The following is a 23,534-nucleotide window of genomic DNA, read 5'->3' as shown; positions in this document are numbered from 1 at the left end:
GCGCCCTGGGACACCCGGTCCGGCGACGGACGGCACCGCCCCCTGCTCACCGGAGTGATGAGCAGGGGCATCGGACCGTCCAGGCCGAACCGGTGGCCCCGGGGCGTGAGGGACCCCGCCCCCGCATCCCCGGACCACGGACACGATCCGTACCCGCCGGACGCGGAGCGAACGCGCGGAACCAGGACGCCCAACACCGTTCGGGGCGCCCGGCTGAGCACGAGTCCTGGCAACAGGACTCACTCCCGCTCAGTCTCTAGGAACGGTCAGTCGAACCAGCGGTTGCGGGATAGTTCCTCTGTGCGGGTCGGGTCTTCCAGGAGGGCTGCCACCTCGAAGCGGCGTGGCCACTGGCCCGCCGCCCAGGCGAGTCCGGCGGCGACGCCCTCCAGGGTCGCGGCGTGCAGTACGCCGTCGGCGGTCAGCCGCCAGTCGATGTCGACGCCGTCGACGACCAGTTCCTCGTGCTCGACATAGCTGCCGGGGGTGCGCGGCCCGAGCAGCACCCGCACCGCCTCCGGCACCTCGTGCTCCGTTCCGGCCGAGTCCACCTGCCCGGTGACGGACTCGCTCAGCCGCCGTACCTGGAAGAGTTCCGCCAGCTCCGCGGCCCGGGCGGGCCGCACCGGCAGCAGCGGGACGCCCGCGGTGAAGGGCAGCAGATCGGGCGAGTCGACGACGACGGCGTCGGCCGCGTCCACCACCTCGACCCGCCCGTCCACGACGGCCCGCAGCTCGTCCGGCAGGGTCACCTGCTCCGGTTCCAGCTCGGCCAGCGCACCGTACAGTCCGTGCAGTTGGGCGGGGGTGACGGGCCGGTCCGGGTCGGCGAGCCGGTCCAACAGCTCGGCGGCCCCGCCCGGTTCGTCGAGCAGCGCGGCGAGCGACGTGCGCACACCGAGGGCCCGCAGCACCTGCTCGTCGGCGAAGCCGGTCGCGTCGGCCTCGTCGTACAGCCCGCGCAGCAGTGGATCGCCGCCCGCCGCGAGCAGCCCGGCGGGCCGCCGGCCGTCCAGCACCGGGTGCCCGCGCAGCCACCACGCCGTGTACGGCCGTACCACCTCGTGGGTGCCGTCCGGCAGCAGGACGCGTACCGGCTGGGTGAGCGCGTCGCGCAGCGGCGGGCGGGCGAGCAGGGCAAGCGCCTCGGGCCAGTGGTCGTCGTCGACGAGGTCGAGGTCGCGCACGGCGATCAGTTCGGTGGCGACCGGGGGCACCGGTGTGTCCGGGAAGCGGTCAAGGACGTCCTCGCACCACACGTCCACGGCGTCCAGCAGTCCCGCGTCGTCCGGTTCGGCGAAGTCCCCTTCGCGGGGCTCCAGTTCATCCGGGTCGAGCACCACATCGGTGGCCCGCACCAGCGCGAAGTCGGCCAGCACCCCGCAGGCGGCCAGCGGCTGTTCGCCCCACCTCTGCGCCAACTCGACGTCCACGGCGGCCAGTTCTCCCTCGCGGATGACCCGGGCGAACGGGCTGCCGGGCAGCACCAGTTCACCGGCGGGGGCGAGTTCGCCGTCCTCGTCGGGCAGCGCCAGGGCGCCCAGCCAGGGCTCGTCGCCGGGTTCCAGGCCCGCGTCCCGGACCAGGGCGAGGACGGTGTCCGCCAGTTCCTCGGCGTCCGGCGCGTCCTCCTCCCACCCGCCGGCGCCCTCCTCGTCGAGGGAGGCGGCGACCGCGGCGCGCACCTGGGGCGTGGTCAGCACGGCACGCGGGGTCGCGGGCAGCGCGCCCAGCTTCTCCAGGATCGGATGCGCGGCGTCGGGGTGCGCGACCTTCAGGCCGAGCCGGGCGAGCGTCCCCGTATCGATACGGGCGGCGTCCGCGGTGGGCAGCAGCACCTGCCGGGGGCCGATGGTGGTACGCACGGCCCCCGGGCCAAGACGCTGTCCGGTGTCCCCGGCGAGCGGGACGGGCAGTCCGGACAGCCGGTCCGGGTCCACCCCGGCCAGGCTGTCGTACAGCCGCCGCCACCAGCCGGGCTCCTTCTCCAACCCGGCCAGCCGGTCGATCGCGTCGGCGAGCGGCAGCCGGGCGACGCCCAGCGTGCGCAGTTCCACGCGGCGTTCGAGGCCGCCGGGCAGCAGTGTGGGCAGCACCTCGGCGAGTACGTGCACGGTGTCGGCGCCCGCGCCCTCGACGATCTCGGCGTCCCGGGGGCGCAGCGTCTCGGGAAGGTCCTCGGCGTCGTCCTCCTTGGCCTCGGCGGCCGGGGGCAGGAACGCGGTCCGCGCAAGGCGCTCCAGGATCGCCTGGCGCAGCGCACCGTCGAGTTCGCCCTTGCCGAGCGGCCCGGGCACCAGGTCGATGATGCCCTCGGTCACCGGCCGCCAGCCGGCGAGGAGTTCGGTGTACGCGTCCGCCGCCCGCCGTACCAGGAAGTCGGTCAGCGGACCCGGCGCGGCGTGCCGGCGGGTGGTGTCCAACGGGAAGGAGGCGATCAGCAGCGCGGGGACACCCAGGGGCTCGTCGCTGGGGGTCGGGGCGTGCACGACGGGCGCGGTACGGGGGCGGGCCGGGGCGCCGTCGGGGCCCACCGGCACGGCCCAGGTCACCGACCAGTGCGGGCGCAGGCGTTCCTCGACCGGGCGGTCGGCGAGCAGGTCGGGGGTGAGCGGGCCGTGCGCGGCGACGGTACGCCAGCGGGTGGTGCCGTCGCGCGAGTCCGCGACGACCGTGCCGGTGCCGTCCGTGCTGCGGCGCAGGGTGCGCGGGGCGTCGCCGTTGATCTCGACGACGACCTCCGCGAGGCCGGGCAGGGCGAGCAGCAGGGCGTCGTCCACGGCGTGCAGGAGGCGTTCGGCGAGGTCGGCGGCGGCCGCGTCGCGCAGCGGCAGGATGACGACCGTGTCGTACGGGTCCGGGGCGGTGCCCTCGGCGGCGAACGGCAGCCGCAGCAGCGGTACGTGTCCGTCGCGGCGCCGGATCTCGTCGCCGAGGCCGGGGCTGCGCCGGGCGGTGTCGGCGGCGAGTTCCCGGGCCTCGGCGAGCGACCAGCGGACGCCGCCGTGCCGGCCGACGACGGCGGGCTCGTCGGTGACGGCGAGCACGGCGGAGAAGCCGACGCCGAACCGGCCGACGGCACCGTGTAGCGCGCCGGTGGCGCCGGGGCCCTCGGCGTCGGCGGCGTTGGCGTCGTCGGCGGCTGCGGCGTTGGCGTCGTCGGCGTCGCGTTTGGCGGAGGCGCGGAGGGTGGCGAGCGATTCGACGCCGGCGGCGTCCAGGGGGGCGCCGGTGTTGGCGGCGAACAGGACGCCGTCGCGGAGGGTGAGCCGGAATCGGCCGGGCGCGTGGGCGCGGGCCGCGGCGTCGGCGGCGTTCTGCGCCAGCTCGATCACGAGCCGGTCGCGGTAGCCGCCGAGGACGAGGTCCTCCTCCGCGTTGGCGTCCTCGCGGAAGCGGGCGGGGCTGGTGGCCCAGGCGTCGAGGACACCGCGGCGCAGACGGGCCGTGCGGAAGGGGTCGGCACCCTCGGCCGCGGGCCGCACGAACTTGCTCACGTTCACTCTCCTCGTCGGGGCGGTGACGATGAAGGTACCGCTCCTGCGGCACCGGGGTGCCGGGTCGGGCCGGGCGAACGGAGGACCCGTGCCACGGTGTGCTGCCAACGTAGCCCCGCACGCCCGCGCACGGCCCCCCAGCGGGCGCCGGGAGCGGCCCCGACACCACGGCCGACCGTCCCGCGCCCCGGACACCGCGAGCGCGCTCCGGCGCCGCCCACGCCTCGGCGACGGCCACGAGCGCGCTCCAACGCGCCGGCCGCTCCTCGGCGCCCCGGGTGCGCGCCGAGCCAGTGAACGCCCGGCACCTCAAGTGCGCCTCACTGCCGGCCCCGGGCGCGGGACAGACCTGGAAACCCCCCTGGAAACAGCCAAGTTCCCCCACCGACCCATCACCGAGCGGCGTGGCCCGGGGACCGGGAGCGCGGCCGGAGCGGGTGGCAGGCGGGGTCCGGGGTTACGAGTGGCCGAGTTCCGCTGTCGACTCGTCGGTGATCGTCGGTACCGAGCCGGAGTCCGGTGCCGGGCGCAGGGGGAAGGGGTCCACCCGGGTCTCGTCGATCACCGGCGCCGCCGGCTGGGGCGGCTTGGGCATGACGGCCGCTTCGGAGTGGCCGCCGCAGCCGTACGCGAGCGAGACCACGCGGCCGTCCGCCGGGGCGAACTCGTTCGCGCAGACACCGAAGGCCTGGCCGAGTGAGCCGCCGAGGGGCAGCAGGAAGCCGCAGCTGACGCAGGGCGCGGGCGCCGCCTGCGCCATCGGCGTCCCGGGGCCGAACGCCTCCTCCCAGCGGTCGGCGGCCAGGTGCAGGCCGTAACGGGACAGGACCCGGGCGCGGCGCATGCCGAGTTCTTCCGCCACCGCCGAGATCGAGCCCCGGGACGGCGCCACCGGGAGTGTCGCGGGGGCGCCCGCGGTGACTTCCGCGTCCTCCGCCTCGGCCAGTTCCGCCATCTCCTCGGAGACCGCGGAGTGCACGGGCGGCTCGTCCTCGCCGGAGTAGCCCGGTTCCAGCCGCAGGTCCTCGGACTCGGTGGGCAGCAGATCGCCGGGGCCCAGGTCGCCGGGCCGCAGCCGCTCGCTCCAGGGCACCCACTCGGGCGCGAGCAGCGCGTCGGGTCCGGGCAGCAGGACCGCCTCGTCGAGGGTGACCACCTTGGCGCGCGAGGCGCGGGCCACCGTCACCGCCCAGCGCCAGCCCCGGTAGCCCAGTTCCTTGCACTCGAAGAAGTGCGTGACAACACGGTCGCCCTCGGACACCAGCCCGGTGTGCTCGCCGACCACGCCGGGCGCCGCCGCCTCCTCGGCTGCGGCGCGGGCGAGGTCGACGGCCTCGGCGCACAGGCGGTCGGGGGTACGGCTTCGCGTTGTCGCTGCGCTCACAGGTATCGCTTCTCTCCTACGCCGTCTCACGGGTGCGCCTGCCTGAAGGCGGTGGGGCGGACGGAGCGGACCTGTGGGCCGCATCGACGTCCGCGTCCGATCGCACTCGGGCGCACCTCTGCCATCCATTCTGCGGGATGGCTGAGATACGCACGCTACCTGTTCGTGTGCGCTCGGCCTACACCGACGGCCGCTTCACTCCCGCCGGGTGCCGTTTCCGGTCCGCCCCGAGATCCTCGACGGGCCGGTACACCACCGGCCGTCCGGCCGTGCCGCCGCCGGTTGCCACGCTCTGACCCGGCGCCTGGGCCGGGCCCCGCCACCCGCCTCACCAGCAACGTCCCCTGCTTTTGGGCCGATCCTCCCCCACCCCCGGTGCTGATGCCACCGACTCGCTCGGCGACAAGTGCTCTAGGAAAAGGATTCTCAGGGCACTATGAACGTCGTGGCAGCCGCGAGGTCGCCCCAGGGCACCGCCCGCGTCGGCGGCGGCAAGGGGAGCAGTCGAGGTGGCGGTGCGGGCCGTATGGGCGGTGCCGTCCGCGCGGTCGGCCGTGCCCTGCACCTTCCGGTCGCCGGCGCGGCCCGCGGCATCAGGAGGGCCACGCACGCGCACGGCGCCGGCGAGTCCGGGCTCGGCAAGCTGATCGAACTGCACGCCGTCAACGGCGCCGGCGATGTGATGATCACCGTGGCGCTCGCCTCCACCGTGTTCTTCTCGGTGCCGACGGACGAGGCCCGCGGCCGGGTCGCCCTCTATCTCGCGATCACCATGGCCCCGTTCACGATCCTCGCGCCGGTGATCGGCCCACTGCTCGACCGGCTGCCGCACGGCAGGCGCGCCGCGATGGCCGCCGCGATGCTGGCCCGTGCCCTGCTGGCGCTGATCATCTCCGGGGCGGTCGCGAGCGGCAGCCTGGAGCTGTATCCCGCCGCGCTCGGGGTGCTCGTGGCATCGAAGGCGTACGGCGTGGTCCGCAGCGCGGTCGTGCCCCGGCTGCTGCCGCCCCGCTTCTCCCTGGTGAAGGCGAACTCCCGGGTGACCCTCGCCGGGCTGCTGGCCACCGGGGTGGCCGCCCCGATCGGGGCGGGCCTGCACGCCATCGGCGACCCCTGGCCGCTGTACGGCGCCTTCGTGATCTTCGCGGCGGGTACGTTCCTGTCGTTCTCGCTGCCGCGCAAGGTCGACTCCGCCAAGGGCGAGGATGTCGCCCTGCTCGCCGCGGACGCGGAGCATCTGCGCGGCCCGCGCCGCACCGGCGCCAGACGCCCGGGGCTGCGCACGGTCGGCCCGGCCGTCACGCACGCGCTGGGCGCGAACGCCGCCCTGCGCTGCCTCTCCGGCTTCCTGATCTTCTTCCTCGCCTTCCTGCTGCGCGAGCACCCGCTGACCGGCGAGAGCGCGGCCGTCTCGCTGGGGATAGTGGGCGTCGCGGCCGGCGCGGGCAACGCGCTCGGCACGGCGGTCGGGGCCTGGTTGCGGTCCCGGGCACCGGAGATCATCATCGTGACCGTGGTCGCGGTGGCGCTGGGCACAGCGGTCGTCGCCGCGGTGTTCTTCGGCGCGTTCCTGGTGGCGTGCCTGGCCGCGGTCGCCGGGTTCGCGCAGGCGCTGGCCAAGCTGTCCCTGGACGCGCTGATCCAGCGGGACGTGCCGGAACCGGTCCGCACATCGGCGTTCGCACGTGCGGAGACGCTGCTGCAGATGGCGTGGGTGTTCGGCGGCGCCGTGGGCATCGTGATGCCGCTCAACGGCGCCCTGGGCCTGGCCGTGGCCGCCGTATTCGTGGCCGTCGGCTGGCTGACGACCGTGCGCGGGCTGCTGGCCTCGGCCCGGCACGGCGGGGCGGCCCGGCCGCGAGTGGCGTAACGAACCGGGCACGCCGCCCCCCACGTGGGGGCCGCCCCAGGGGTGCCCGATAGCCTTCGGCCATGACCATGCAATCCGCTTCGCGACGCCGCCGCGCCGTCGCCGCCGCCGGCGCCGTTTCCGCCGGACTGCTCGTCCTCACGGCCTGCGAAAAGCCGACCCCGATCGCAACGGTCACCGTCGGCACCAACTCGGTCAACTCCGAAGCCACCTGCTACAACGACGACAAGGCCCTGGACACGGCCGCCCTCGGGAACTGCCTCAAGGACACCGACATCAAGTCCATCACGGTGGACCCGGAGGAGACCGTCCGCTTCGGTGTCGACCCGAAGATCGCCGACAGCGGCTGGACGATCCTGATGAACGGTCAGCCGCTCACCGACTCCAGCACCAAGACGTACCGCACCATCCCCGGCAGCGTCTTCTTCAACGCCCAGTACGGCGCGCAGGGCAACTCGACCCTGGTGTCGGTCAAGGAAGGCGACAAGACCGTCAAGGGACTGTGGTCCTTCAAGCTGAAGAAGGCATCCTGACCACGTCCGGCAAGCGTTTCCTCGTGGCCACCGCGGTCCCCGCCGAGCGGGACGCGGTGGCGCAGGCGTTTCCCGGCACGGCGCGCGAGGTGCGCCTGCCCGGCGGCACACTCCACCGGATCACCGGCGCGCACACCTACGACCTGCTCGCCGCCGGCGTCGGCCCCGCCCTCGCCGCCGCCTCCACCGCCGCCGCCCTGACTGCCGCGGCCCTGCACGGCTCCCCGTACGCGCTCGTGGTCAGCGCCGGGATCGCCGGCGGATTCCGGCCCGCGGCGCCCGTCGGATCGCTCGTCGTCGCCGACGAGATCACCGTGGCCGATCTGGGCGCCGAGACCGCCGACGGCTTCCTCCCGGTCACCGGACTCGGGTTCGGCACCGTCAGTCACCGTCCGCCGGAAACACTCGTACGGGAGGTGACCGCGGCGACCGGGGCGCGCTCCGGGACCGTGCTCACCGTCTCGACCGTGACCGGGACCGCGGCCCGCGCCGACGCGCTGCGCGTCCGCCACCCCCGGGCGCTCGCGGAGGCCATGGAGGGCTTCGGGGTGGCCGAAGCGGCCACCGCGCACCGGGTGCCCGTCCTCGAAGTACGCGCGGTGTCCAACCCCGTCGGCCCGCGCGACCGCGCCGCCTGGCGCATCGGCGACGCCCTCGCGGCCCTCACCGAGGGCTTCGGGAAGCTCACGCCCGCACTGGAGAGTTGGAACCCGCATGAGCCCTGAGAGCCGACCGCTGCAGATCGCCTACTCCCCCTGCCCGAACGACACCTTCGTCTTCGACGCCCTCGCCCACGGCCGCGTCCCCGGCGCGCCCGCGCTCGACGTCACCTTCGCGGACATCGACATCACCAACGGCATGGCCGAGCGCGGCGAGTTCGACGTGCTGAAGGTGTCGTACGCGGTGCTGCCGTACGTCCTCGACGAGTACGCGCTGCTGCCCTGTGGCGGCGCGCTGGGCCGGGGCTGCGGGCCGCTCGTGCTCACCCGGGAGCCGGAGGCGGATCTCACCGGCCGGACCGTGGCCGTGCCGAGCGAGAGGTCGACCGCCTATCTGCTGTTCCGGCTGTGGGCCGCGGACACCCTGCCGGAGGGCGTCGGCGAGATCGTCGTCATGCCGTTCCACGAGATCATGCCGGCCGTGCGGGACGGGAAGATCGACGCGGGACTGGTGATCCACGAGGCGCGGTTCACCTACCAGAACTACGGGCTGCACAAACTCGCCGACATGGGCGAACACTGGGAGGCCACGACCGGGCTGCCGATCCCGCTGGGCGCGATCGTCGCCAAACGGTCGCTGGGCGCGGACACGCTGCGGCTGCTCGCCGAGTCGGTCCGTACGTCCGTGCACGCCGCCTGGGACGATCCCGAGGCGTCCCGGCCCTACGTCATGGAACACGCCCAGGAGATGGACCCCGCCGTCGCCGACCAGCACATCGGGCTGTACGTCAACGAGTTCACGTCGGACCTCGGCGAGGACGGGTACGCGGCGATCCGGGGCCTGCTCACCCGCGCGGCGGCCGAAGGGCTGGTGCCGGCCCTCCGCCCGACCGCACTCGACTTCCCCTGACCGGGCGCGGCCCGGCGGGATGATCCACGGGCCGCGGGCTACACGTCCAGTTGGTCGGCGACCGCGCGCAGCAGACCGGCGATCTTCTTTCCGGAGGCCTTGTCGGGGTAACGGCCCTTCTCCAGCATCGGGGTGATGTTCTCCAGGAGGGTCGTCAGGTCCTGCACGATGGAGGCCAGTTCGTCCGGCTTCTTGCGCTGGGCCGCCGCGACCGACGGGGTCGGGTCGAGGACGACCACCGACAGGGCCTGGTCGCCCCGCTGTCCGGCGACCACGCCGAACTCCACGCGCTGTCCCGGCTTGAGCACATCGACTCCGGCGGGGAGAACCGAGGAATGGACGAAGACGTCACCGCCGTCGTCACGGGAGAGAAAGCCGAAGCCCTTCTCACTGTTGAACCACTTGACCGAGCCCTTCGCCAAGGCACAGACTCCCTCATTCACCCCAGGTCCGCCCTGGTGCTGCCATCTACAGCCGTCGAACCAGCCTACCGGCCCTTTCCCCACGTAGGCACGGGCGGAAACAGCGGAGAGTGCCGAAAGCGCCACAGAGGCCACCTGTGGAATCTGACGAGTTATCAGCCACAGATCACCAGAGATAACCCGTAGCCGGATACCGGGCCAGAGCCTTGACATGATGCCGCTCCCTGGTGTAAGCGCTGCGGCGAACGCCCGGCGGAGCGTCGAACCTCCCCCGCGCGCCGCCCCTGGTTCCCTTCCAGCCGGTCTCTCCGGTGGGGAGCAGCAGGCCGGATTCCACCAGGCGCTTAGCCGACCTGGTGACGGCCTCCCTGGTCATTCCTGCTCGCTCGCCGATCGTTCCGGCTGCTGCGGAGATTCCCTCCGGCCCGAGAAACGACCGCATGGCCACCCATGCCAGGAAGTCGCCGTCTGTGTCGGCCTGCTCCAGGACGGCCAGGGGAACGTGGACGTACGGGCATGCCGTGCCCTTCCTGGTCATCATGACTTCCCGGAAGGACCGCGCCCGGCCGTCCTTCCACTTTGCGCCGTCGGCCCGCTTCTCGACAGTGTCACGCATTACCGCTAGCCACTGGTCGACCTTTTCATCGGTCGTGAGACGGGCTGGAGACGGCCAGTAGCGCGTAACTCCCCTGGTGCCGGTCTCTTCCATCACTACCCATTCCGCGAGGGCGTACGAGGCTTTCAGCGCTTTCTGCCGAGACATGCCGTTCCAGACCTGGCCGAGGTCGACGGCCGACAGGTCGACGTAATCCCGCTTCCCTGAGTGGCGCTCCAATTGCACCCACTGCCGGAAGGGGGCAGGCTTCAACGTGCCCAGCATCGCGCGGGGAACCATGCTGTAAGCCGCTGCGTCGTTCGTGGTTGAATACATGTGAGGCTCTTCCTGTCTCTGGCTCGACCCCTTCGCTTCCACGGCTATCGGGGGTCGAGCCTCTTTCTTTTCTCCAGGAAGTGTCTCCAGGAAGTCGCCCCACCTGGTAATACCGGGAATCGGTAGCAACTTCCCGGCAGTAAGTATCAACTCACGTAATGGCCGAATTGGCTTGCAGCCCTTACCGGTTATAAACGGCGGCTCCGACCCTGGGAGCCTGAACAAGGACAGGGAAAGTCAGTTAGTAATTCAGGAAGGGTTCCCATGGGAATCGTCATATCGCTGGACGACTACCGGCGCAGGAAGGGTCTCCCCCTCCCCCGGATCTCGACGACGGCCACGACGGCCGGGAAGCAGCACCAGGCCAGGAAGCGGCGCGAGCAGCAGCAGCCGACGACGGCCACCAGGCCGACGGCTCCGGCCCGTTCTCGGCGCGCTGCGCGGTCGGCTGTCGTCGTGACGGACGTTGACCCTGGGGCAGCCGTCCGGGAAGCCCTGGTGATGCCGGAGCGCCGTCCTGCTGCCCGACGGGAGGCCGTCAGTGTCTGAGCGTGTGGAAGTCGTCCCCGTGGTCGACGTTGACCGGCCGACAGAGTGCGGCACGGCCGACTGTTCCCGGCTGCCGAGGTGGCGCGGTCTGTGTCAGCGCTGCTACTCGCGGGAGTGGAAGGCTGCGCGCCGGAGGGTCGCCCAGGTGCAGCGCGCGGCCGAGCTAGCGACGCTCGCGGAGTGGGTCGGCACCGAGCCGCAGCCCTGCTGAGAGCCCCTGAGAGCCTGTCTCGCCCCTGTCGGCTGAGCACAGGCCTGTGCGGCAATCTGAGGGCCGTTGGATGCCGTCCTGGCCCCGAGGAGCCGACAAGCACCCCTCAGAGCCCCTGTCGACCCGGTTTCCTGTTGTGGCAACGCAACTCCCTTGTGCCCGGGGGTTGGTGCTGGCCAGCATCGGGCAGGACACGACCGCAGCAGACCGGGGAGGGAACCCATGAAGGTGACCAAGCTTGCGAGTACCTTGACATCAAGGATTGCCCCACCATCTACGCCACGGACAGGGGCACACTCCTTTTCCAGGGGGAGACTCCCACCGACCACGGTCTAGCGATTCCCGCTCACGAAACGGTCGTTGAACTCCCCGTGGAACTCATCAGGAAGGCCATTGCAGATGGGCTCATCTAAGAGCCTCGCAGAACTCTTCGACACGTTCGAGCGGGAAGCGTTCCGGCTTGAGACTCTGGACGACTACAGCAACTCGGGGAACACAGACGCCTATAGGGCGTTCCTTGCCGGGGAGCCTCAGCCGGATGACTACAACGACGGTTGGGTGTCGGAACTCATCTCTCACACTAGCAAGGGCAAGCGCATCTATCGCGTGCACATCCTTTCTCGCCCTCTCACTCCGTATCTCAGGTTTGAGCTTGGGTGGGGATACCGAAAGAACGCGACGGGTGGTGAGGAGTTCTTCATTCTCGACACGACCGAAAAGCCAAACCCGCTTGAAGGAGTAGGAGACTTCTGGCTCTTCGATTCCGTGAGCGCTGCTGTCATGAACTACGACGAGAACCGCGCATTCACGGGGTCTGAGGTTCTTCCCGAAAGCCGGGCACAGGAGTTCATCGAATACCGGGACAGGGCACTCTCTCAGGCTGTCCCGTTCCTCGAATGGTGGGCGAAGTACGAGGAGTGAACAGAGGAGAGCTGGGGGCCGCACTGCGGGCACTACGGCAAGCATCCGGGAAGGAAGCTAAGGCCGTGGCCCGCAGTGCGCTCATGTCCACAAGCAAGCTGAGCAAGATTGAGACTGGCAAGACTGCCCCAACGGTTGCTGATGTAGAGAGCATCCTTACGGCAATTGGTGTCTCTGATGAGGTCAAGGCCGAATACCTCGGAGTCGTCCGGGCTTCTACGACGGAAACAACGGCTTGGCGACTTGTCCGGCGCATGGGAGTCCATAAGGCTCAGCAGCAGACCAGGGCTCTTGAATCTCAAATGACGCTGCCGCGTCTGTTCCAACCGGCTCTGATTCCCGGACTCCTGCAAACCCCTGAGTACATCCGGGCAATTCTGTCTCGGCATGACCTAACTGAGGACGTCCTCACTCGCACCACAACCGCCCGGCTTGAACGGCAACAGGTGCTCTACGACTCAACCAAGGAACTGCATTTCATCATCACTGAGAATGTCTTGCGTTGGCGCATAGTGTCGGCCCCGAGGATGGCTGAGCAGATAGGCAGGCTCATTGCGCTATCTCGTCTGCCCAACATTGACATGCGGGTAGTCCCCTTTGCTGCGGAACAGAGAGACATCGCCAATCATGCGTTCGTCATCCGGGATGACAGGACAGTCACAGTCGAGACTGTTCACGCTGAGCTAGTGGTGACAGACCCGAGAGACGTTTCCCAGTACGTGAAAAAGTTCGAGGGGTTCGCCTCAGTGGCACTGACCGGCAACGACATGCGTTCGATGCTGGGAAGTGTGCAAGACGACTTCTTGCGCGAACAGGAAACTGGGTAGGTCGCTCTGCACGGGGTCTCTAACCTTCTGGGGAAGCAACAGAGGCCCCAGGGAGCGCACGTGAAAACCACAGTGCCGGAGGATACGGAAAAGCCGGATATCAAGGAATGGCGTTGGTCGTGCGTGAAGGGCAGCGCGCCACTGTCCCGGAAGATTCTCAGAAAGTGGCTGGCCGGTAGGGACGCTTCAGACTATGAGGAGGATGCAAGCCTTCTGTTCATGGAACTCCTCTCAAATGCTTTCCGCTACTGCCCGCCGGACAGGCTCATTCCAACTCGGTGGATGCTCTATGAGGACAGGCTCAGGATTGAAGTGGATGACGCGTCCACCGAAGAGCCGGTTGTGACCGTTCTCGATGATGAGGCTGAAAGCGGCAGGGGCCTCATCCTGGTCAGTCTCCTTGCGGGCAAGTGGGGTTCAAATCACAGGGTGTTCAATGACGGGCACGGCAACTACCTCCAGGGCAAGACTGTTTGGTTCGAGCTGTACAAGTGAACAGAGACAGCAGAGAGCCCCTGTGACGCCCTCCCAGGCTCGGGAAGGTATCCAGGGGCTCTCAGCGCTTCACCAGGGCCCGTGCAACTTACGCTGTCGCGTCATCACGATCTTGCGCAGGTAGCCTACCGGCGTGTTGTGGTGGAACACATTTGGGTACTCGGTAATCCCAACACGTTGAGGGAAGAGCTCTTCGGCCATGGTCTTGATATCTCCTAGGTTCATGACGTATCCCCGATCCTTCTTGTCGGCACCCTCGCCCCAGACAAAGACCTTTACGCCATAGGTCCGAAGAAAGTCCCGACGGTCTTCCTGGTCTTTTGTTTCCCAGACTTCCCCGTACTTCTTACCCGTTGCCTTGAAAGTCGGGTTAGCCCTCTCCGCTTCCTGCTTTGCCAGGAGAGCGACCTTTCCGGAGAGCGACTTATGCATACGCTGATAGGACTCTTCCTGTCCCTCTCCGTCGTACTCTCCTGCGATGTACTTAGCTTCCAGGTTTTCCAGGCGTGCCCTAGTCATCTGGAGTTCCCTTGCCTGAGAGGGGCCTACTCCTGCCCTCTCGTACATGTCCCACTGACCAATACTGTCCCGGATCACCTGGTCAACCCAGGAATCAAGAACGTCTGCCCGGATAGTCGGGCCGCTCTGACAGTTCCCGCCCTTGAACTTGTTGGAGCACCGGTAATAGCGATAACCGGGGGTCCTTGTTCCGTCCTTCCGCTTATAGCCCGTACCCAGGAAAGAGGTGAACGGCGCTTCGCACTCTCCACAGTGGGCGACACCGGACAGGAGAGTCTTAGCGATGTTCCGGCTACCCGTAGGGGCTCCCTCTGGCTTCTCTGCGGGCTTGATCTTGTCTACTAGGTCCGTCCACTCATCCATGGACGCTAGAGGCTTCTCAGGGAGGATTACGGGGTCTCCGTTATCGTCTAGAACGGCTTCCCCCCTGTAGGTGTAGATACCGGGAACCCAAGAGGAGCGGATGAACCGGTTAAGGATGGTGGACTGCCACTGTGTTCCCTTGGTTTCCTCGCCCTTGAGCTTCCGGAGATGATCCCCCCACGTGAGGATTCCTCGGGAGTTGAAGTCACGGGCAATCCGGTACGTCGACTGTCCCTCACCAATGCGCCGGAAGATCTCTTCTACGTAAGGGTAGAAGTCCTGGTCAATCTCCAGGATCTTTCGCTTCCCGCCCTCAACGGCCTTGATGCGGTAGCCGGTAGGCGGAGCACCTACCAGCCATGAACGGTTCTCCAGTCGGCTTTGTACGCCGTTCAGGATGCGTGCCTGGATAACGTCCCACTCAGCCTCAGCAAAGACGGCAGTCATGCGCGCCATCATCTTGCCTTGAGGAGTCGAGAGGTCGAACCCTTCCTCTACACAGACAATGAACTTGCCGTTTTGCTGCGCCCACTCCAAGAGTTCATTGAAGTGCATTGATCGGCGGGTAAGCCTGTCCATCTTGGCTGCAATCAAGACATCAAATTGGTCTGCCCTGTCATTGAGCCACTTCCCCAGCTTCGGACGCTTGAAGGGGGAGAGGGAGCCTGAGACGTCCGTGTCCTCTGCCTCTCCCACCAGGTGGCCGGAGATGTGAGGGGCCGTCAGATAGTGGCTGGCCACTCGGCGCTGCCACTCGATGGACGTAGAGCCGTCCGAGTCGGCAGACAGGCGGAGACAGGCGAGGTAGCGCAGGTTGGGTTCCATGGGGAGGACTGTAGCGCGTCTCTGTGCCTAAGCGACTTACTTGACCTTGCCAGTCGGCAAAGAACGCGCTCCCTCGACCGGTCCCGGACGCCCCGGACGCCGGTTGAACTGCCGTCATGACACCTTACCGGGGGTCTCTCCAGCGGAACATGCCTTAAAACGGCGCCGGGCCGCTATGCGCCGTGAGTGGCGGAACACAGGCGCAGCGGGGTGAGGGAGGTGTGACGATTACCCGATGCGCCGGGCGCGTTTCCGGACGCGTTCCCGGGCGCGTTTTCGGACACGGCAGGCTTCGAGCAGCGGACGGCCGAACGGCCGCTGACCGGGTGACGGGTTACCCCTCCGTCACGTCGGGCCGCCCTTTCCTCCGCCCGCCCCGCCAGGAGAGCCATTTCCCAAAGTATTCCTGTAAGCCAAGGCGAGGAGAGCTGACGTGGTGTGGGATCGTGGCCGGCCGGCAGACGGGGACAAGACGTCGCCCGGTTGTCCCTTCGGGCCGGGAACTACCCTGGTGCGGTGCGTGACAAAAACCAAGCGAATTCCGCCGCGCCCGGTGACGGGCTGATCCGCGCCGGTGCCGTCGTCTTCTTCCTCGGCGCCGTGGCCACGCTCGTCACCGTGGCCCCGCTGTTCCTCGGCGCGAAGCCCTTTCCGACGTACATGTTCGGCCTGAGCATGCTCATGGGGGTCGGATTCCTCGTGGCCGGCGCGGGGGTCCTGCGGTCGATCGCGGCCGGACGGCGTCAGGCGCGGGGCGTCTCGCGATAGCCGGTCAGCCAGCGCGGGAAGGCGGACAGATCGTCGAGGACGACGTCCGCGCCCGCGCCGCGCAGTTCCTCCGCGTCGCACGGGCCGGTGGCCACGGCCACGGAGAGGGCGCCTGCGGTACGGGCACCGCGTACGTCTCCGACGTGGTCGCCGACGTAGACGCTCGCGCCGTGCTCGCGCAGCGCCTCCGCCTTGCGCTCCGCCCAGAGGTCGCCGACCACCGCGTCGGGCTCCATACCGAGGTGGCTGAGGTGCAGCTTGGCGTTCGGCTCGTACTTCGCGGTGACCACGATCGCCCGGCCGCCGGACGCGCGCACCGCCGCGATCGCCTCGCGGGCGCCGGGCATCGCGGGGGTCGCGGCGATGGCGATCGCCGGGTACATCTCGCGGTACAGGTCCGCCATGGGGGCGACCTGCTCGGCCGGGAACCAGTTGACCAACTCGTCGGCGAGCGGAGGCCCTAGCCGGGTGATGGCCAGATCGGCGTCGATGTGGGTTCCCGTCCGCTCCGCCAGCGCCGTGTAACAGGCGTGGATGCCGGGCCGGGAGTCGATCAGGGTCATGTCGAGGTCGAACCCGACGGTCAGCACGCGAGAACTCATTCCGCCATTGTGCCGATCGCCTCCGGCCCCCGACCGACCCGCCCCTCCGAAACCGGCGCCACGGCATAGCGAGGGCAGGGCACCACCGGCATGAGGGCCACCCCGACGGAACGGGCCTGCGCGGCCGCCACCACCCGCCCCAAGCGGACAGCCGCCCACAAGCCCCCAGCCGGCCCCCCTACGCCCCTACGCCCAAGCCTCCGGGCAGGGGGCGCGAGGCGTAGGGCGAGCTGCACTGGGCCGTCGGCCGGGGGGCGTGGGTCGGATGGGTGTGTTCGGGCGGGCGGTGGCCGGGGGCAACCCGGCGGACGCCTGCACGTCAGCAGCCCCGTAACGCGGCCGACCCGGCGGAGCCAGGTCAGCCAGGTCAGCCGACGGCGCTGGACGGTCTGGCCGATGCCGGGGACGCGGTCAGCGGGGGCGTTGGGAGCGCCACAGGAGGTAGGCGGCTGAGGTCAGGGCCGCGGCGCGGACCGTCCAGGGCCAGGTTTCGGACAGGGCGTCTCGCATGTGGCCCTGGGCGATGGGGTCGCCCCAGCGGCCCTCGTTCCTGCCCCACAGCCAGACCAGGCCGCCGACGAGCGCCAGGCCGGGCAGGCCCATGACGGCCCATTTGCTCTCCGCAGCGGTGAGACGACGGGAGCCGTAGGCGATGAGCCAGCCGAGGATCAGCGCGAACCAGTTGCCGAGCACCGCCCCTGCGACCAGGGCCGCGGCGGCGAGCAGGAGCAGCGGGTTGGTCCAGCCCGCGGCGGGGCGGGGCAGCGGCAGCCGGCGGCGCGGAGGTGGCTCGGCCGTCTCGGGCGCGGTGGGTTCGGGGGCCGCTGCCGGCTCCGTCGTCGGCTCCGTCGCCGTGGCCTGTTTCTGCGCGGCCTCCGGTTCCTTCGGTGGCGGCTTGAGGAGTTCGGGGATCTCCACTCCCCCGACGAACCCGGGCACGCTGTCCCCGGCCCCGAACGGGCTGTCGTCCACCCGCCACCAGTCGGGCTGCAGTGCGGTGTCGCCGAGTTCGTCCTCGCCGGCGAGGTGGGGCGGTGCGGGGCCGTCCGGACGGGCGGGGGCCTCCGGCTCCGCGGGCCGCGGCCGGGGTACGACCCGACGCAGTCCCTTCGGGCTCAGCAACCCCTTCGGCTCGGGCTCGCGCGGTACGGGCTGCACGGGCACGGCGGCGGGCGGCGGCTGCGGCACCCCGCTGCTCCCGCCGGCCGCCGTCACCACCTCGTCCGGCGTGCCCAGCCGGGCGAGGATGCGGCGCACGGCGGCGGGACTGTCCACGGTGGTCCTGGCCCGGTGCCGGTCGATCTCGTTGCGCAGCTCGGACACCAGGCGCATGCGGTCGGCCGACGGCAACTGGCGCTGCTGCGCGATGTCGCCGACGCGGCTCAGATACTCGTAGACGACCTGGTCGCTCTCGATACCCACGAAGTCCCCTCCGGGGCCGGTGCGTTGGATACCCCGTCGGGACGACGGTAGCGCAGGCCGCCGCTCGCGTCGGCGCGCACGCCCGCGGGCAGCGCGTCTTCGAGCAGGGGCGGCCCGCGTCTCCGAGCAGGGACAGCCCGCATCTCCGAGCAAGAACGGCGCGCGCCTTCGAGCGGGGGCGTTGCATCGGCGGGGCGGATGCCATCGCCGGGGGCATGCGCTCCCGGCGTCCGTCCCGTACCCGCTACCGTGGGTCGGATGAGCAACCCGGCACCACCGCCGCGTTCCCTCGCGGAGGCGCTCCGCGCCAGGGACGACACCGCCCTGGCCGCGCTGCTGCGCAGCCGACCCGACCTCGTCACCCCCGTGCCCGGCGACCTCACCCAGCTCGCCACCCGGGCGGGCACCCGGGCCTCGGTGCTGCGCGCCCTGGAGCGCCTCGACCTGTTCGTCCTGCAGACGGCCCAGGCCCTGGCCGTGGCGACGGACCCGGCGTCCTACGACGAGTTGCTGGGCCTGATGGCGGGTGACGCCGGCGACCGGGCCGTCGCCGCCGCCCTGCCCGACGCCCTCGCCACCCTGCGCGAACAGGCCCTGGTGTGGGGCGATGACGACCGGCTGCGCCTGGTCCGCACGGCCCGTGAGGTGCTGGCACCGACCCCGCAGCACCCGTCCCCGACCGGCCTCGGCCCGACCGTGCGGGAGGCCACCGCGGGCATGTCGCCGGGCCGGATCCAGGAGATCGTCACGGCCGCGGGCCTGCCCTCGACCCATGACTCGGTCTCCGCGGTGGCCGCGCTCAGCGCCCTGTTCACCGACCGCGCCCGGATGGCCGCGCTGCTGTCCGGCGCCCCGGCGGAGTCCCGCGAGGTGCTGGCCCGGCTCGTCTGGGGGCCGCCGTACGGCCAGGTCACCGCCGAGCCGGCCGCCCATCTGCGCTGGCTGCTGGACCGCGGTCTGCTGCTGCCGACGGCGCCGGGCACCGTCGTACTGCCGCGCGAGGTCGCCCTGCATCTGCGCGAGGGGCGCGCCCACCGCGCGGCCGAGGCCGTACCGCCGCCGGTCGAGACGGCCGCGACGCATCCCGCGCAGGTCGTGGACGCGACGGCGGCCGGGCAGGCGTACACCGCGCTGGCGACCGTGGAGGAACTGCTGAAGGACTGGGACGAGGGCGGCCCGACGGTGCTGCGGGCCGGCGGGCTCAGCGTCCGCGACCTGAAGCGGACGGCCGTCGCCCTCGACGTGTCCGAACCGGTCGCCGCCTTCTGGGTCGAACTGGCCTATGCGGCGGGCCTGCTGTCCTCGGACGGCGAGGCAGATGAGCGGTATGCGGCGACCCCGGCCTACGACGAGTGGCTGGAGCTGCCCCCGGCCGAGCGCTGGACGCGGCTCGCCGAGGCATGGCTGACGGCGACCCGGACGCCGGGTCTGGTCGGCGGGCGGGACGCCAAGGACCGTACGTTGGCGGCGTTGGGGCCGGGCCTTGACCGCTCTGTGGCGCCCGAGGTGCGGCACCGGGTGCTGGGGCTGCTGGCCGCGCTGCCGGAGGGCGCGGCGCCGGACCCCGACTCCGTGCCGGCCCGGCTGCGCTGGGAGCGTCCGCTGCGCGGTCCGGTGGGCGCCCCGGAGCGCGAGGGCGGCCGGCCGCGGGGCGGCGAGGAGGAACTGCGTTCCCGGATCGCGCGCTGGACATCGGCGGAGGCGGAGTTGCTGGGCATCACCGGCCGCGGCGCCCTCTCCGCCCACGGCCGCGCGCTGCTCGGCGTATCCGGTCCTGCGGGCACGGCCGCCTCGGCGCGCGGTCCGAGCGGCCGTCGCCGCTCCGACGGCGGCCCGGGGACCGGTACCGGTGGCCCGGGAATCCGTACCGGTGGCCCGGGGAGCGGTGGTCCGGAGATCGGCGGTCCGGGGGCAGGTGGTCCGGGGGCCGGCGGTCCGGGGGCAGGTGGTCCGGAGACCGGGCCCGGGGACAAACTGCCCGCGCACCACCGCCGGCGCCCGCCCGTGCCCCGCGAGCCCCTTTCCCCGGCCGAGCGGGCGGCGGCCGCCGCCGTGGCCGCCGGGCTGCTCGCGCCGCTGCTGCCCGAGCCGTTGGACCACGTCCTGCTCCAGGCGGATCTGACGGCGGTGGCGCCGGGGCCGCTGGAGCGACCGCTGGCCGACACGCTGGGCGTGCTCGCGGACGTGGAGTCAAAGGGCGGCGCGACGGTCTACCGCTTCACGCCCGCCTCCGTGCGCCGCGCCCTTGACGCCGGCCGGACCGCCGCCGACCTGCACGCCTTCCTCGCCGCACACTCCCGCACCCCGATCCCGCAGCCGCTGACCTATCTGATCGACGACGTGGCCCGCAAGCACGGCCGGCTACGGGTGGGCGCGGCCTCCGCGTACGTACGCTGCGACGACGACGCGCTGCTGAACGAGATCCTCGCCGACCGGCGGTCGGCCGCCCTGCGGCTGCGCAGGCTGGCGCCGACCGTGCTGGCGGCGCAGGCCGACCCGGCGGCGCTGCTCGAGGGCCTGCGCGCCATGGGGTACGCGCCCGCCGCCGAGTCCGCCGAGGGCGATGTGCTGATCGCCCGCGCCCACGCCCACCGCACCCCGCCCCGCACGGCCCCCGAGCCGGTCCCGGACGGCCCGCCCGTCCCCGACGCGACCCTGCTGTCCGCCGCGATCCGCGCGATCCGCGCCGGCGACCTGGCGGCCACGACCCCGCGCAGGCCCGCGGGCGCGGCGACGACGGGCGGCGACCTGCCGCGCACCAGCTCCGCCGAGACCCTGGCCACCATGCAGGCCGCCGTCCTGACGGGCGAGGCGCTGTGGATCGGGTACGTGAACGCCGAGGGCGCCGCGAGCCAGCGCGTCATCGCGCCCATCCGGGTCGAGGGCGGCTTCGTGACGGCGTACGACCACACGGCGGACGAGGTACGGACCTACCCGCTGCACCGGGTCACGGGGGTCGCGGAGCTGGCCGCCGACTGAACGGGGACCCCCGGGATCAGCTGCCCGTAGGGCACACTGACTGGCCAGTGTGGTTACGCAGACCCGTTGCGGCAGGTCTCGATGCCCAGTGCCAAGTAGGGCGAATCAAGGCCATCTCGTCAAGATGACGCGAAAAGAGCCGAACCTGCGCCCGCCTCGGGATCGGTCTGAGATCCTGGAGACCGATCGAGAGGGGCCGCAGGCATGGAGTGGAAGACCCACGGTGAGCGACAGATCTACACGAACAACTGGGTGAATCTGTGTCTGGTCGACGTGCAGCAGCCGGACGGGCGCAGGTGGGAGTACCACGTCGTGCGCCTCCGGCACCTGGCCGTGGCCGCCGTGGTCAATGATCGTCAAGAGGTCCTGATGATGTGGCGCCACCGCTTTATCACCGACTCCTGGGCCTGGGAGCTGCCCATGGGCCTGGTCGAGGAAGGCGAGACCCCGGAGGAAGCGGCAGCCCGCGAGGTTCTGGAAGAGACGGGCTGGCGCCCCGGCCCCATCAAGCCCCTGATCTACGCCGAGCCGGCCAACGGCATCACCGACTCGCAGCACCACGTCTTCCGCGTGGATGGCGCGACCTACGCCGGGCCGCCTACGGAGAAGAACGAGTCCGACCGCATTGAGTGGATTCCCCTCTCGGCGGTGCGGGGCATGATCGACCGCCGCGAGATCGTGAGCAGCGGATCACTCGTCGGCCTGCTGTACCTGCTCATGGATGAAGCGATCCGCTGACCGGTGAGAGGAACTCCCGTAGCTGCGCCTCAAAGGCCAGGGCTACGGGCTCCTACGAAGGAGTACGCCGCGCTGTGCGAGCGGTACGCGGGCCGCTTCCTGCACCACAATCCGATGCCGGGCGGAGGGGCCCGTGACCCGAAGAAGGTCGCTGCCTCTGCGCACGCCATGAAGGCGGCCGGGTTCATGATCTTCGACGACCTGTGGACCGTGAACGGCACGAACCTCGCGCAGTGCGACTCGGACTGCGGCCGACCGTACGGTCAGGCGTAGCACACGACAGCAGCGAGGCGGCCGACCTCGACTCGTGGTCGGCCGTGCTCGCCCGGAAGGAGAAGAGACGTTGTCCGGGTCACCCCCTGAACTGCCGATCGTGGTGCTCGACGCGCTGATGCCCATGTCTCAGCGCCTGGTCCTGGACCGCCGGGGCTCCATGGTCTGGGAGGTCGAAAGCCATCGGGGCCACTACGCCGTGAAACTCGGCTACCCGATCGAGGCCACGGCCGACTGGTCTGCCCAGCCTTGGACCGCCCTCGCACCCGCGCGCGAGGGAGCCGTGCTGCATCGCCTCGGCTTCGATGACTTCGCATACGGCGAGTGGGAACGCGGAACGTGGAACTTTCAGCCGTGGCACCAGGGACCGGACTTGTACCAACTGTGGGAGCCATGCCGTAGGAAAGACTCACCCCTCGAACCGCACGCTGGCGTGGCGCTGGGCTGCGTGGAGGCCCTGGCCGAACTTCACGCCAAGGGCTGGGCCCACGGTGACGTACAACCCGCCCACTTCATCATCGGGCCGGACCGGACACACCTCATCGACCTGGCACTAGCCCGAGGCGGACACGTCCCCGAGGGGTTCGACTTCCCGTTCCGCGGGTGCCTCGTTCACTACGAGGCACCCGAGATCGCGCGCAGCGTCCTCGCCACGGGGGAAGCCAAGCCGACACAGGAAGCCGACATCTACGCTCTCGGCGCCTCCTTGCTCATCTCGGCCACAGGCTGGCGGGCTGTCGAGTACCCGGACGACGCTCCGCGCCCTGTCCAGCGAGAGGCCGTGGCCAACGGCAGGCGCCGATCCGTGAAGGCGCCAGGTGAGCTGGGCGAGCTGATCGACGCAATGCTCAGCCACTCTTCCGAGGATCGGCCAACCATCTACGAGGTGGGTAAGGCCCTGAGCTGCCTCTGAGGCGCCGGTTCACCGACGCCGCACAAGACCGAAGCCGACAACCAAAAACTGGACCACGCCTCAGCCTGGACAGCATTCCGGGTGATCCGGTCGCGGAAGCCAGGATCGGCGGGCGGTTGACCAGGGGCAGACCGTCCGTTCGCAGGATCGGCTTTCCGTCCTCGATGACCTGGCCGAGCAACTGGGGATTGCCCAGCAGGCTGCGCAGCGTCGTCGTGTACCACAGTTTGGAGTCGCTGCGCTTGCCCGTGGTCTGCGGGAGGTATGGCCAGGAGATGGGGCACCCTCCTTGTTGAGGTCGTTGATGATCTGCATGAGCGAGTCCTTGGCCAGGACCCCCTCCACGATCTTCCTGATCGTCTTGGCCTCGTCCTCATTGACCGCGAGCACCTTGCCCGCCCCGTTGGGATCGGGGACGACCATGTACCCGTACGGAACCCGCCCACCGGTGTAGCGGCCCTCGCGGCGCAGGTGCTCGTGCGCGCTTGACACTGGCATCCCGATGGTGTCGGACTCCAGCTCAGCGAAGACCGCGATCACTTTCGCCACGGCCCGGCCCATCGACGACGTGAGGTCGAGCGGCTCCGTCGCCGACGCGAGCGCGACGCTCTGGTGCTCGGCGAGTCGCATGATCTCCGCGAAGCCGACCGTCGAGCGTGCGAGCCGGTCGCTCCTGAAGAACACGATCACGTCCAGCTCCGCGAGCCTGGTCAGAATGCGTAGCAGACCCGGCCGGTCGAGGCCCCGCGAGAAGCCGGAGACGTCGATGTCTTCCTCGACGACTACGACGTTCCAGCCACGTGCCTCACACAACGACTCGCAAGCCGCTCTCTGGCGCTCAGGAGAAGTCGCCTCGTCCGTTTCACTCGATAGGCGAACATAGATAGCGGCGCGCATCCCCGCGCGCTGGCCGGAACGCCCTT

The 23,534-nt window shown here is 70.4% G+C and carries 20 protein-coding genes and 3 pseudogenes; 15 read left to right on the top strand and 8 right to left on the bottom strand.

The window, feature by feature from the left end; translation table 11 throughout:
* Positions 1-260 (top strand): annotated as a pseudogene (locus ABT245_RS36290) (IS200/IS605 family accessory protein TnpB-related protein); the annotation flags it as partial.
* A 6-nt stretch (positions 261-266) separates the two neighbouring features.
* Here ABT245_RS36290 and ABT245_RS36285 read toward each other — a convergent pair.
* Entirely contained in the window at positions 267-3,497 is a 3,231-nt protein-coding gene (locus ABT245_RS36285; RefSeq protein ID WP_351742384.1) for a molecular chaperone Hsp90, read from the bottom strand.
* 457 nt (positions 3,498-3,954) lie between these two features.
* Positions 3,955-4,881, bottom strand: a complete 927-nt coding sequence (locus ABT245_RS36280; RefSeq protein WP_351742381.1) for a DUF3027 domain-containing protein — start codon at positions 4,879-4,881, stop codon at positions 3,955-3,957.
* A 445-nt stretch (positions 4,882-5,326) separates the two neighbouring features.
* Here ABT245_RS36280 and ABT245_RS36275 point away from each other — a divergent pair, with 445 nt between their 5' ends.
* The 4 genes from ABT245_RS36275 to ABT245_RS36260 all read left to right on the top strand — a co-directional run bounded on the left by ABT245_RS36275 (position 5,327) and on the right by ABT245_RS36260 (position 8,853).
* Positions 5,327-6,751: an MFS transporter gene (locus tag ABT245_RS36275; RefSeq protein ID WP_351742379.1), complete on the top strand. Its 1,425-nt coding sequence runs from the start codon at positions 5,327-5,329 to the stop codon at positions 6,749-6,751.
* Between the two features lie 62 nt (positions 6,752-6,813).
* Positions 6,814-7,284 carry a DUF2771 domain-containing protein gene (locus ABT245_RS36270; protein ID WP_351742376.1) on the top strand — a complete coding sequence of 157 codons (471 nt, stop codon included), beginning with the start codon at positions 6,814-6,816 and terminating at the stop codon, positions 7,282-7,284.
* Positions 7,254-8,009: a futalosine hydrolase gene (locus tag ABT245_RS36265; protein ID WP_351742373.1), complete on the top strand. Its 756-nt coding sequence runs from the start codon at positions 7,254-7,256 to the stop codon at positions 8,007-8,009. Before ABT245_RS36270 ends, ABT245_RS36265 begins: the two co-directional genes overlap by 31 nt.
* Positions 7,999-8,853 (top strand): 1,4-dihydroxy-6-naphtoate synthase, encoded by an 855-nt coding sequence (locus tag ABT245_RS36260; RefSeq protein WP_351742371.1) that lies wholly within the window; start codon positions 7,999-8,001, stop codon positions 8,851-8,853. The genes ABT245_RS36265 and ABT245_RS36260 overlap by 11 nt, the downstream gene beginning before the upstream one ends.
* A 38-nt stretch (positions 8,854-8,891) precedes the next feature.
* Here the strand turns inward: ABT245_RS36260 and ABT245_RS36255 are convergent, their stop codons facing one another.
* Both ABT245_RS36255 and ABT245_RS36250 read right to left on the bottom strand, forming a co-directional pair.
* Complete coding sequence (locus ABT245_RS36255; RefSeq protein ID WP_351742368.1) at positions 8,892-9,275, bottom strand: cold-shock protein; 384 nt, start codon at positions 9,273-9,275, stop codon at positions 8,892-8,894.
* A gap of 166 nt (positions 9,276-9,441) precedes the next feature.
* On the bottom strand, positions 9,442-10,356 hold the full coding sequence (locus ABT245_RS36250) for a hypothetical protein (RefSeq protein ID WP_351742366.1): 915 nt from the start codon (positions 10,354-10,356) through the stop codon (positions 9,442-9,444).
* Positions 10,357-10,470: 114 nt separating this feature from the next.
* Between ABT245_RS36250 and ABT245_RS36245 the strand changes: the two genes are divergently transcribed.
* From ABT245_RS36245 to ABT245_RS36225, 5 genes and pseudogenes are all read left to right on the top strand, one after another.
* Positions 10,471-10,755, top strand: a complete 285-nt coding sequence (locus ABT245_RS36245) for a hypothetical protein (protein WP_351742364.1) — start codon at positions 10,471-10,473, stop codon at positions 10,753-10,755.
* Positions 10,756-11,188: 433 nt separating this feature from the next.
* Positions 11,189-11,379, top strand: a pseudogene (locus ABT245_RS36240) (hypothetical protein).
* Entirely contained in the window at positions 11,366-11,887 is a 522-nt protein-coding gene (locus ABT245_RS36235; RefSeq protein WP_351742361.1) for a DUF6879 family protein, read from the top strand. Before ABT245_RS36240 ends, ABT245_RS36235 begins: the two are co-directional and overlap by 14 nt.
* Positions 11,884-12,714 carry a helix-turn-helix domain-containing protein gene (locus ABT245_RS36230; protein WP_351742391.1) on the top strand — a complete coding sequence of 277 codons (831 nt, stop codon included), beginning with the start codon at positions 11,884-11,886 and terminating at the stop codon, positions 12,712-12,714. Before ABT245_RS36235 ends, ABT245_RS36230 begins: the two co-directional genes overlap by 4 nt.
* 60 nt (positions 12,715-12,774) lie before the next feature.
* Positions 12,775-13,209 carry an ATP-binding protein gene (locus ABT245_RS36225; protein WP_351742358.1) on the top strand — a complete coding sequence of 145 codons (435 nt, stop codon included), beginning with the start codon at positions 12,775-12,777 and terminating at the stop codon, positions 13,207-13,209.
* A 69-nt stretch (positions 13,210-13,278) separates the two neighbouring features.
* On the opposite strand, the gene ABT245_RS36220 is transcribed toward ABT245_RS36225, so the two are convergent.
* Positions 13,279-14,916, bottom strand: a complete 1,638-nt coding sequence (locus ABT245_RS36220; RefSeq protein WP_351742355.1) for a recombinase family protein — start codon at positions 14,914-14,916, stop codon at positions 13,279-13,281.
* Between the two features lie 516 nt (positions 14,917-15,432).
* Here ABT245_RS36220 and ABT245_RS36215 point away from each other — a divergent pair.
* Positions 15,433-15,684, top strand: coding sequence for a hypothetical protein (locus tag ABT245_RS36215; protein ID WP_351742352.1), 252 nt, complete (start codon positions 15,433-15,435; stop codon positions 15,682-15,684).
* Here the strand turns inward: ABT245_RS36215 and ABT245_RS36210 are convergent.
* Both ABT245_RS36210 and ABT245_RS36205 read right to left on the bottom strand, forming a co-directional pair.
* Positions 15,660-16,286, bottom strand: a complete 627-nt coding sequence (locus ABT245_RS36210) for an HAD family hydrolase (protein ID WP_351742348.1) — start codon at positions 16,284-16,286, stop codon at positions 15,660-15,662. The genes ABT245_RS36215 and ABT245_RS36210 overlap by 25 nt on opposite strands.
* Before the next feature lie 411 nt (positions 16,287-16,697).
* On the bottom strand, positions 16,698-17,708 hold the full coding sequence (locus tag ABT245_RS36205; protein WP_351742346.1) for a hypothetical protein: 1,011 nt from the start codon (positions 17,706-17,708) through the stop codon (positions 16,698-16,700).
* 258 nt (positions 17,709-17,966) lie between these two features.
* Here ABT245_RS36205 and ABT245_RS36200 point away from each other — a divergent pair, with 258 nt between their 5' ends.
* The 4 genes and pseudogenes from ABT245_RS36200 to ABT245_RS36185 all read left to right on the top strand — a co-directional run bounded on the left by ABT245_RS36200 (position 17,967) and on the right by ABT245_RS36185 (position 22,611).
* Complete coding sequence (locus ABT245_RS36200) at positions 17,967-20,687, top strand: helicase-associated domain-containing protein (protein ID WP_351742344.1); 2,721 nt, start codon at positions 17,967-17,969, stop codon at positions 20,685-20,687.
* 204 nt (positions 20,688-20,891) lie between these two features.
* On the top strand, positions 20,892-21,425 hold the full coding sequence (locus tag ABT245_RS36195) for an NUDIX hydrolase (RefSeq protein WP_351742342.1): 534 nt from the start codon (positions 20,892-20,894) through the stop codon (positions 21,423-21,425).
* A gap of 54 nt (positions 21,426-21,479) precedes the next feature.
* A pseudogene (locus ABT245_RS36190) lies at positions 21,480-21,698 on the top strand (hypothetical protein); the annotation flags it as partial.
* A gap of 70 nt (positions 21,699-21,768) precedes the next feature.
* Positions 21,769-22,611, top strand: coding sequence for a protein kinase family protein (locus ABT245_RS36185; protein ID WP_351742339.1), 843 nt, complete (start codon positions 21,769-21,771; stop codon positions 22,609-22,611).
* 60 nt (positions 22,612-22,671) lie between these two features.
* Here ABT245_RS36185 and ABT245_RS36180 read toward each other — a convergent pair whose 3' ends face one another.
* Positions 22,672-23,508, bottom strand: coding sequence for a recombinase family protein (locus tag ABT245_RS36180; protein WP_351742336.1), 837 nt, complete (start codon positions 23,506-23,508; stop codon positions 22,672-22,674).
* Positions 23,509-23,534: the final 26 nt, after the last annotated feature.

Origin of the sequence: Streptomyces sp. NPDC001508, assembly GCF_040298665.1 — a bacterium.
In the GTDB taxonomy this organism is placed as follows: Bacteria; Actinomycetota; Actinomycetes; order Streptomycetales; family Streptomycetaceae; genus Streptomyces.
The sequence above is the reverse complement of the archived record's forward strand: the minus strand, read 5'-3'. Positions and strand labels throughout refer to the sequence as shown.

What these genes read in the sequence shown, in the direction of transcription:
- ABT245_RS36270 (WP_351742376.1), top strand. Translation starts at nt 6,814, where the DNA reads ATGACCATGCAATCCGCTTCGCGACGCCGCCGCGCCGTCGCCGCCGCC.
- ABT245_RS36260 (WP_351742371.1), top strand. Translation starts at nt 7,999, where the DNA reads ATGAGCCCTGAGAGCCGACCGCTGCAGATCGCCTACTCCCCCTGCCCG.
- ABT245_RS36245 (WP_351742364.1), top strand. Translation starts at nt 10,471, where the DNA reads ATGGGAATCGTCATATCGCTGGACGACTACCGGCGCAGGAAGGGTCTC.
- ABT245_RS36235 (WP_351742361.1), top strand. Translation starts at nt 11,366, where the DNA reads ATGGGCTCATCTAAGAGCCTCGCAGAACTCTTCGACACGTTCGAGCGG.
- ABT245_RS36220 (WP_351742355.1), bottom strand. Translation starts at nt 14,916, where the DNA reads ATGGAACCCAACCTGCGCTACCTCGCCTGTCTCCGCCTGTCTGCCGAC.
- ABT245_RS36210 (WP_351742348.1), bottom strand. Translation starts at nt 16,286, where the DNA reads ATGAGTTCTCGCGTGCTGACCGTCGGGTTCGACCTCGACATGACCCTG.
- ABT245_RS36200 (WP_351742344.1), top strand. Translation starts at nt 17,967, where the DNA reads ATGAGCAACCCGGCACCACCGCCGCGTTCCCTCGCGGAGGCGCTCCGC.
- ABT245_RS36195 (WP_351742342.1), top strand. Translation starts at nt 20,892, where the DNA reads ATGGAGTGGAAGACCCACGGTGAGCGACAGATCTACACGAACAACTGG.
- ABT245_RS36180 (WP_351742336.1), bottom strand. Translation starts at nt 23,508, where the DNA reads ATGCGCGCCGCTATCTATGTTCGCCTATCGAGTGAAACGGACGAGGCG.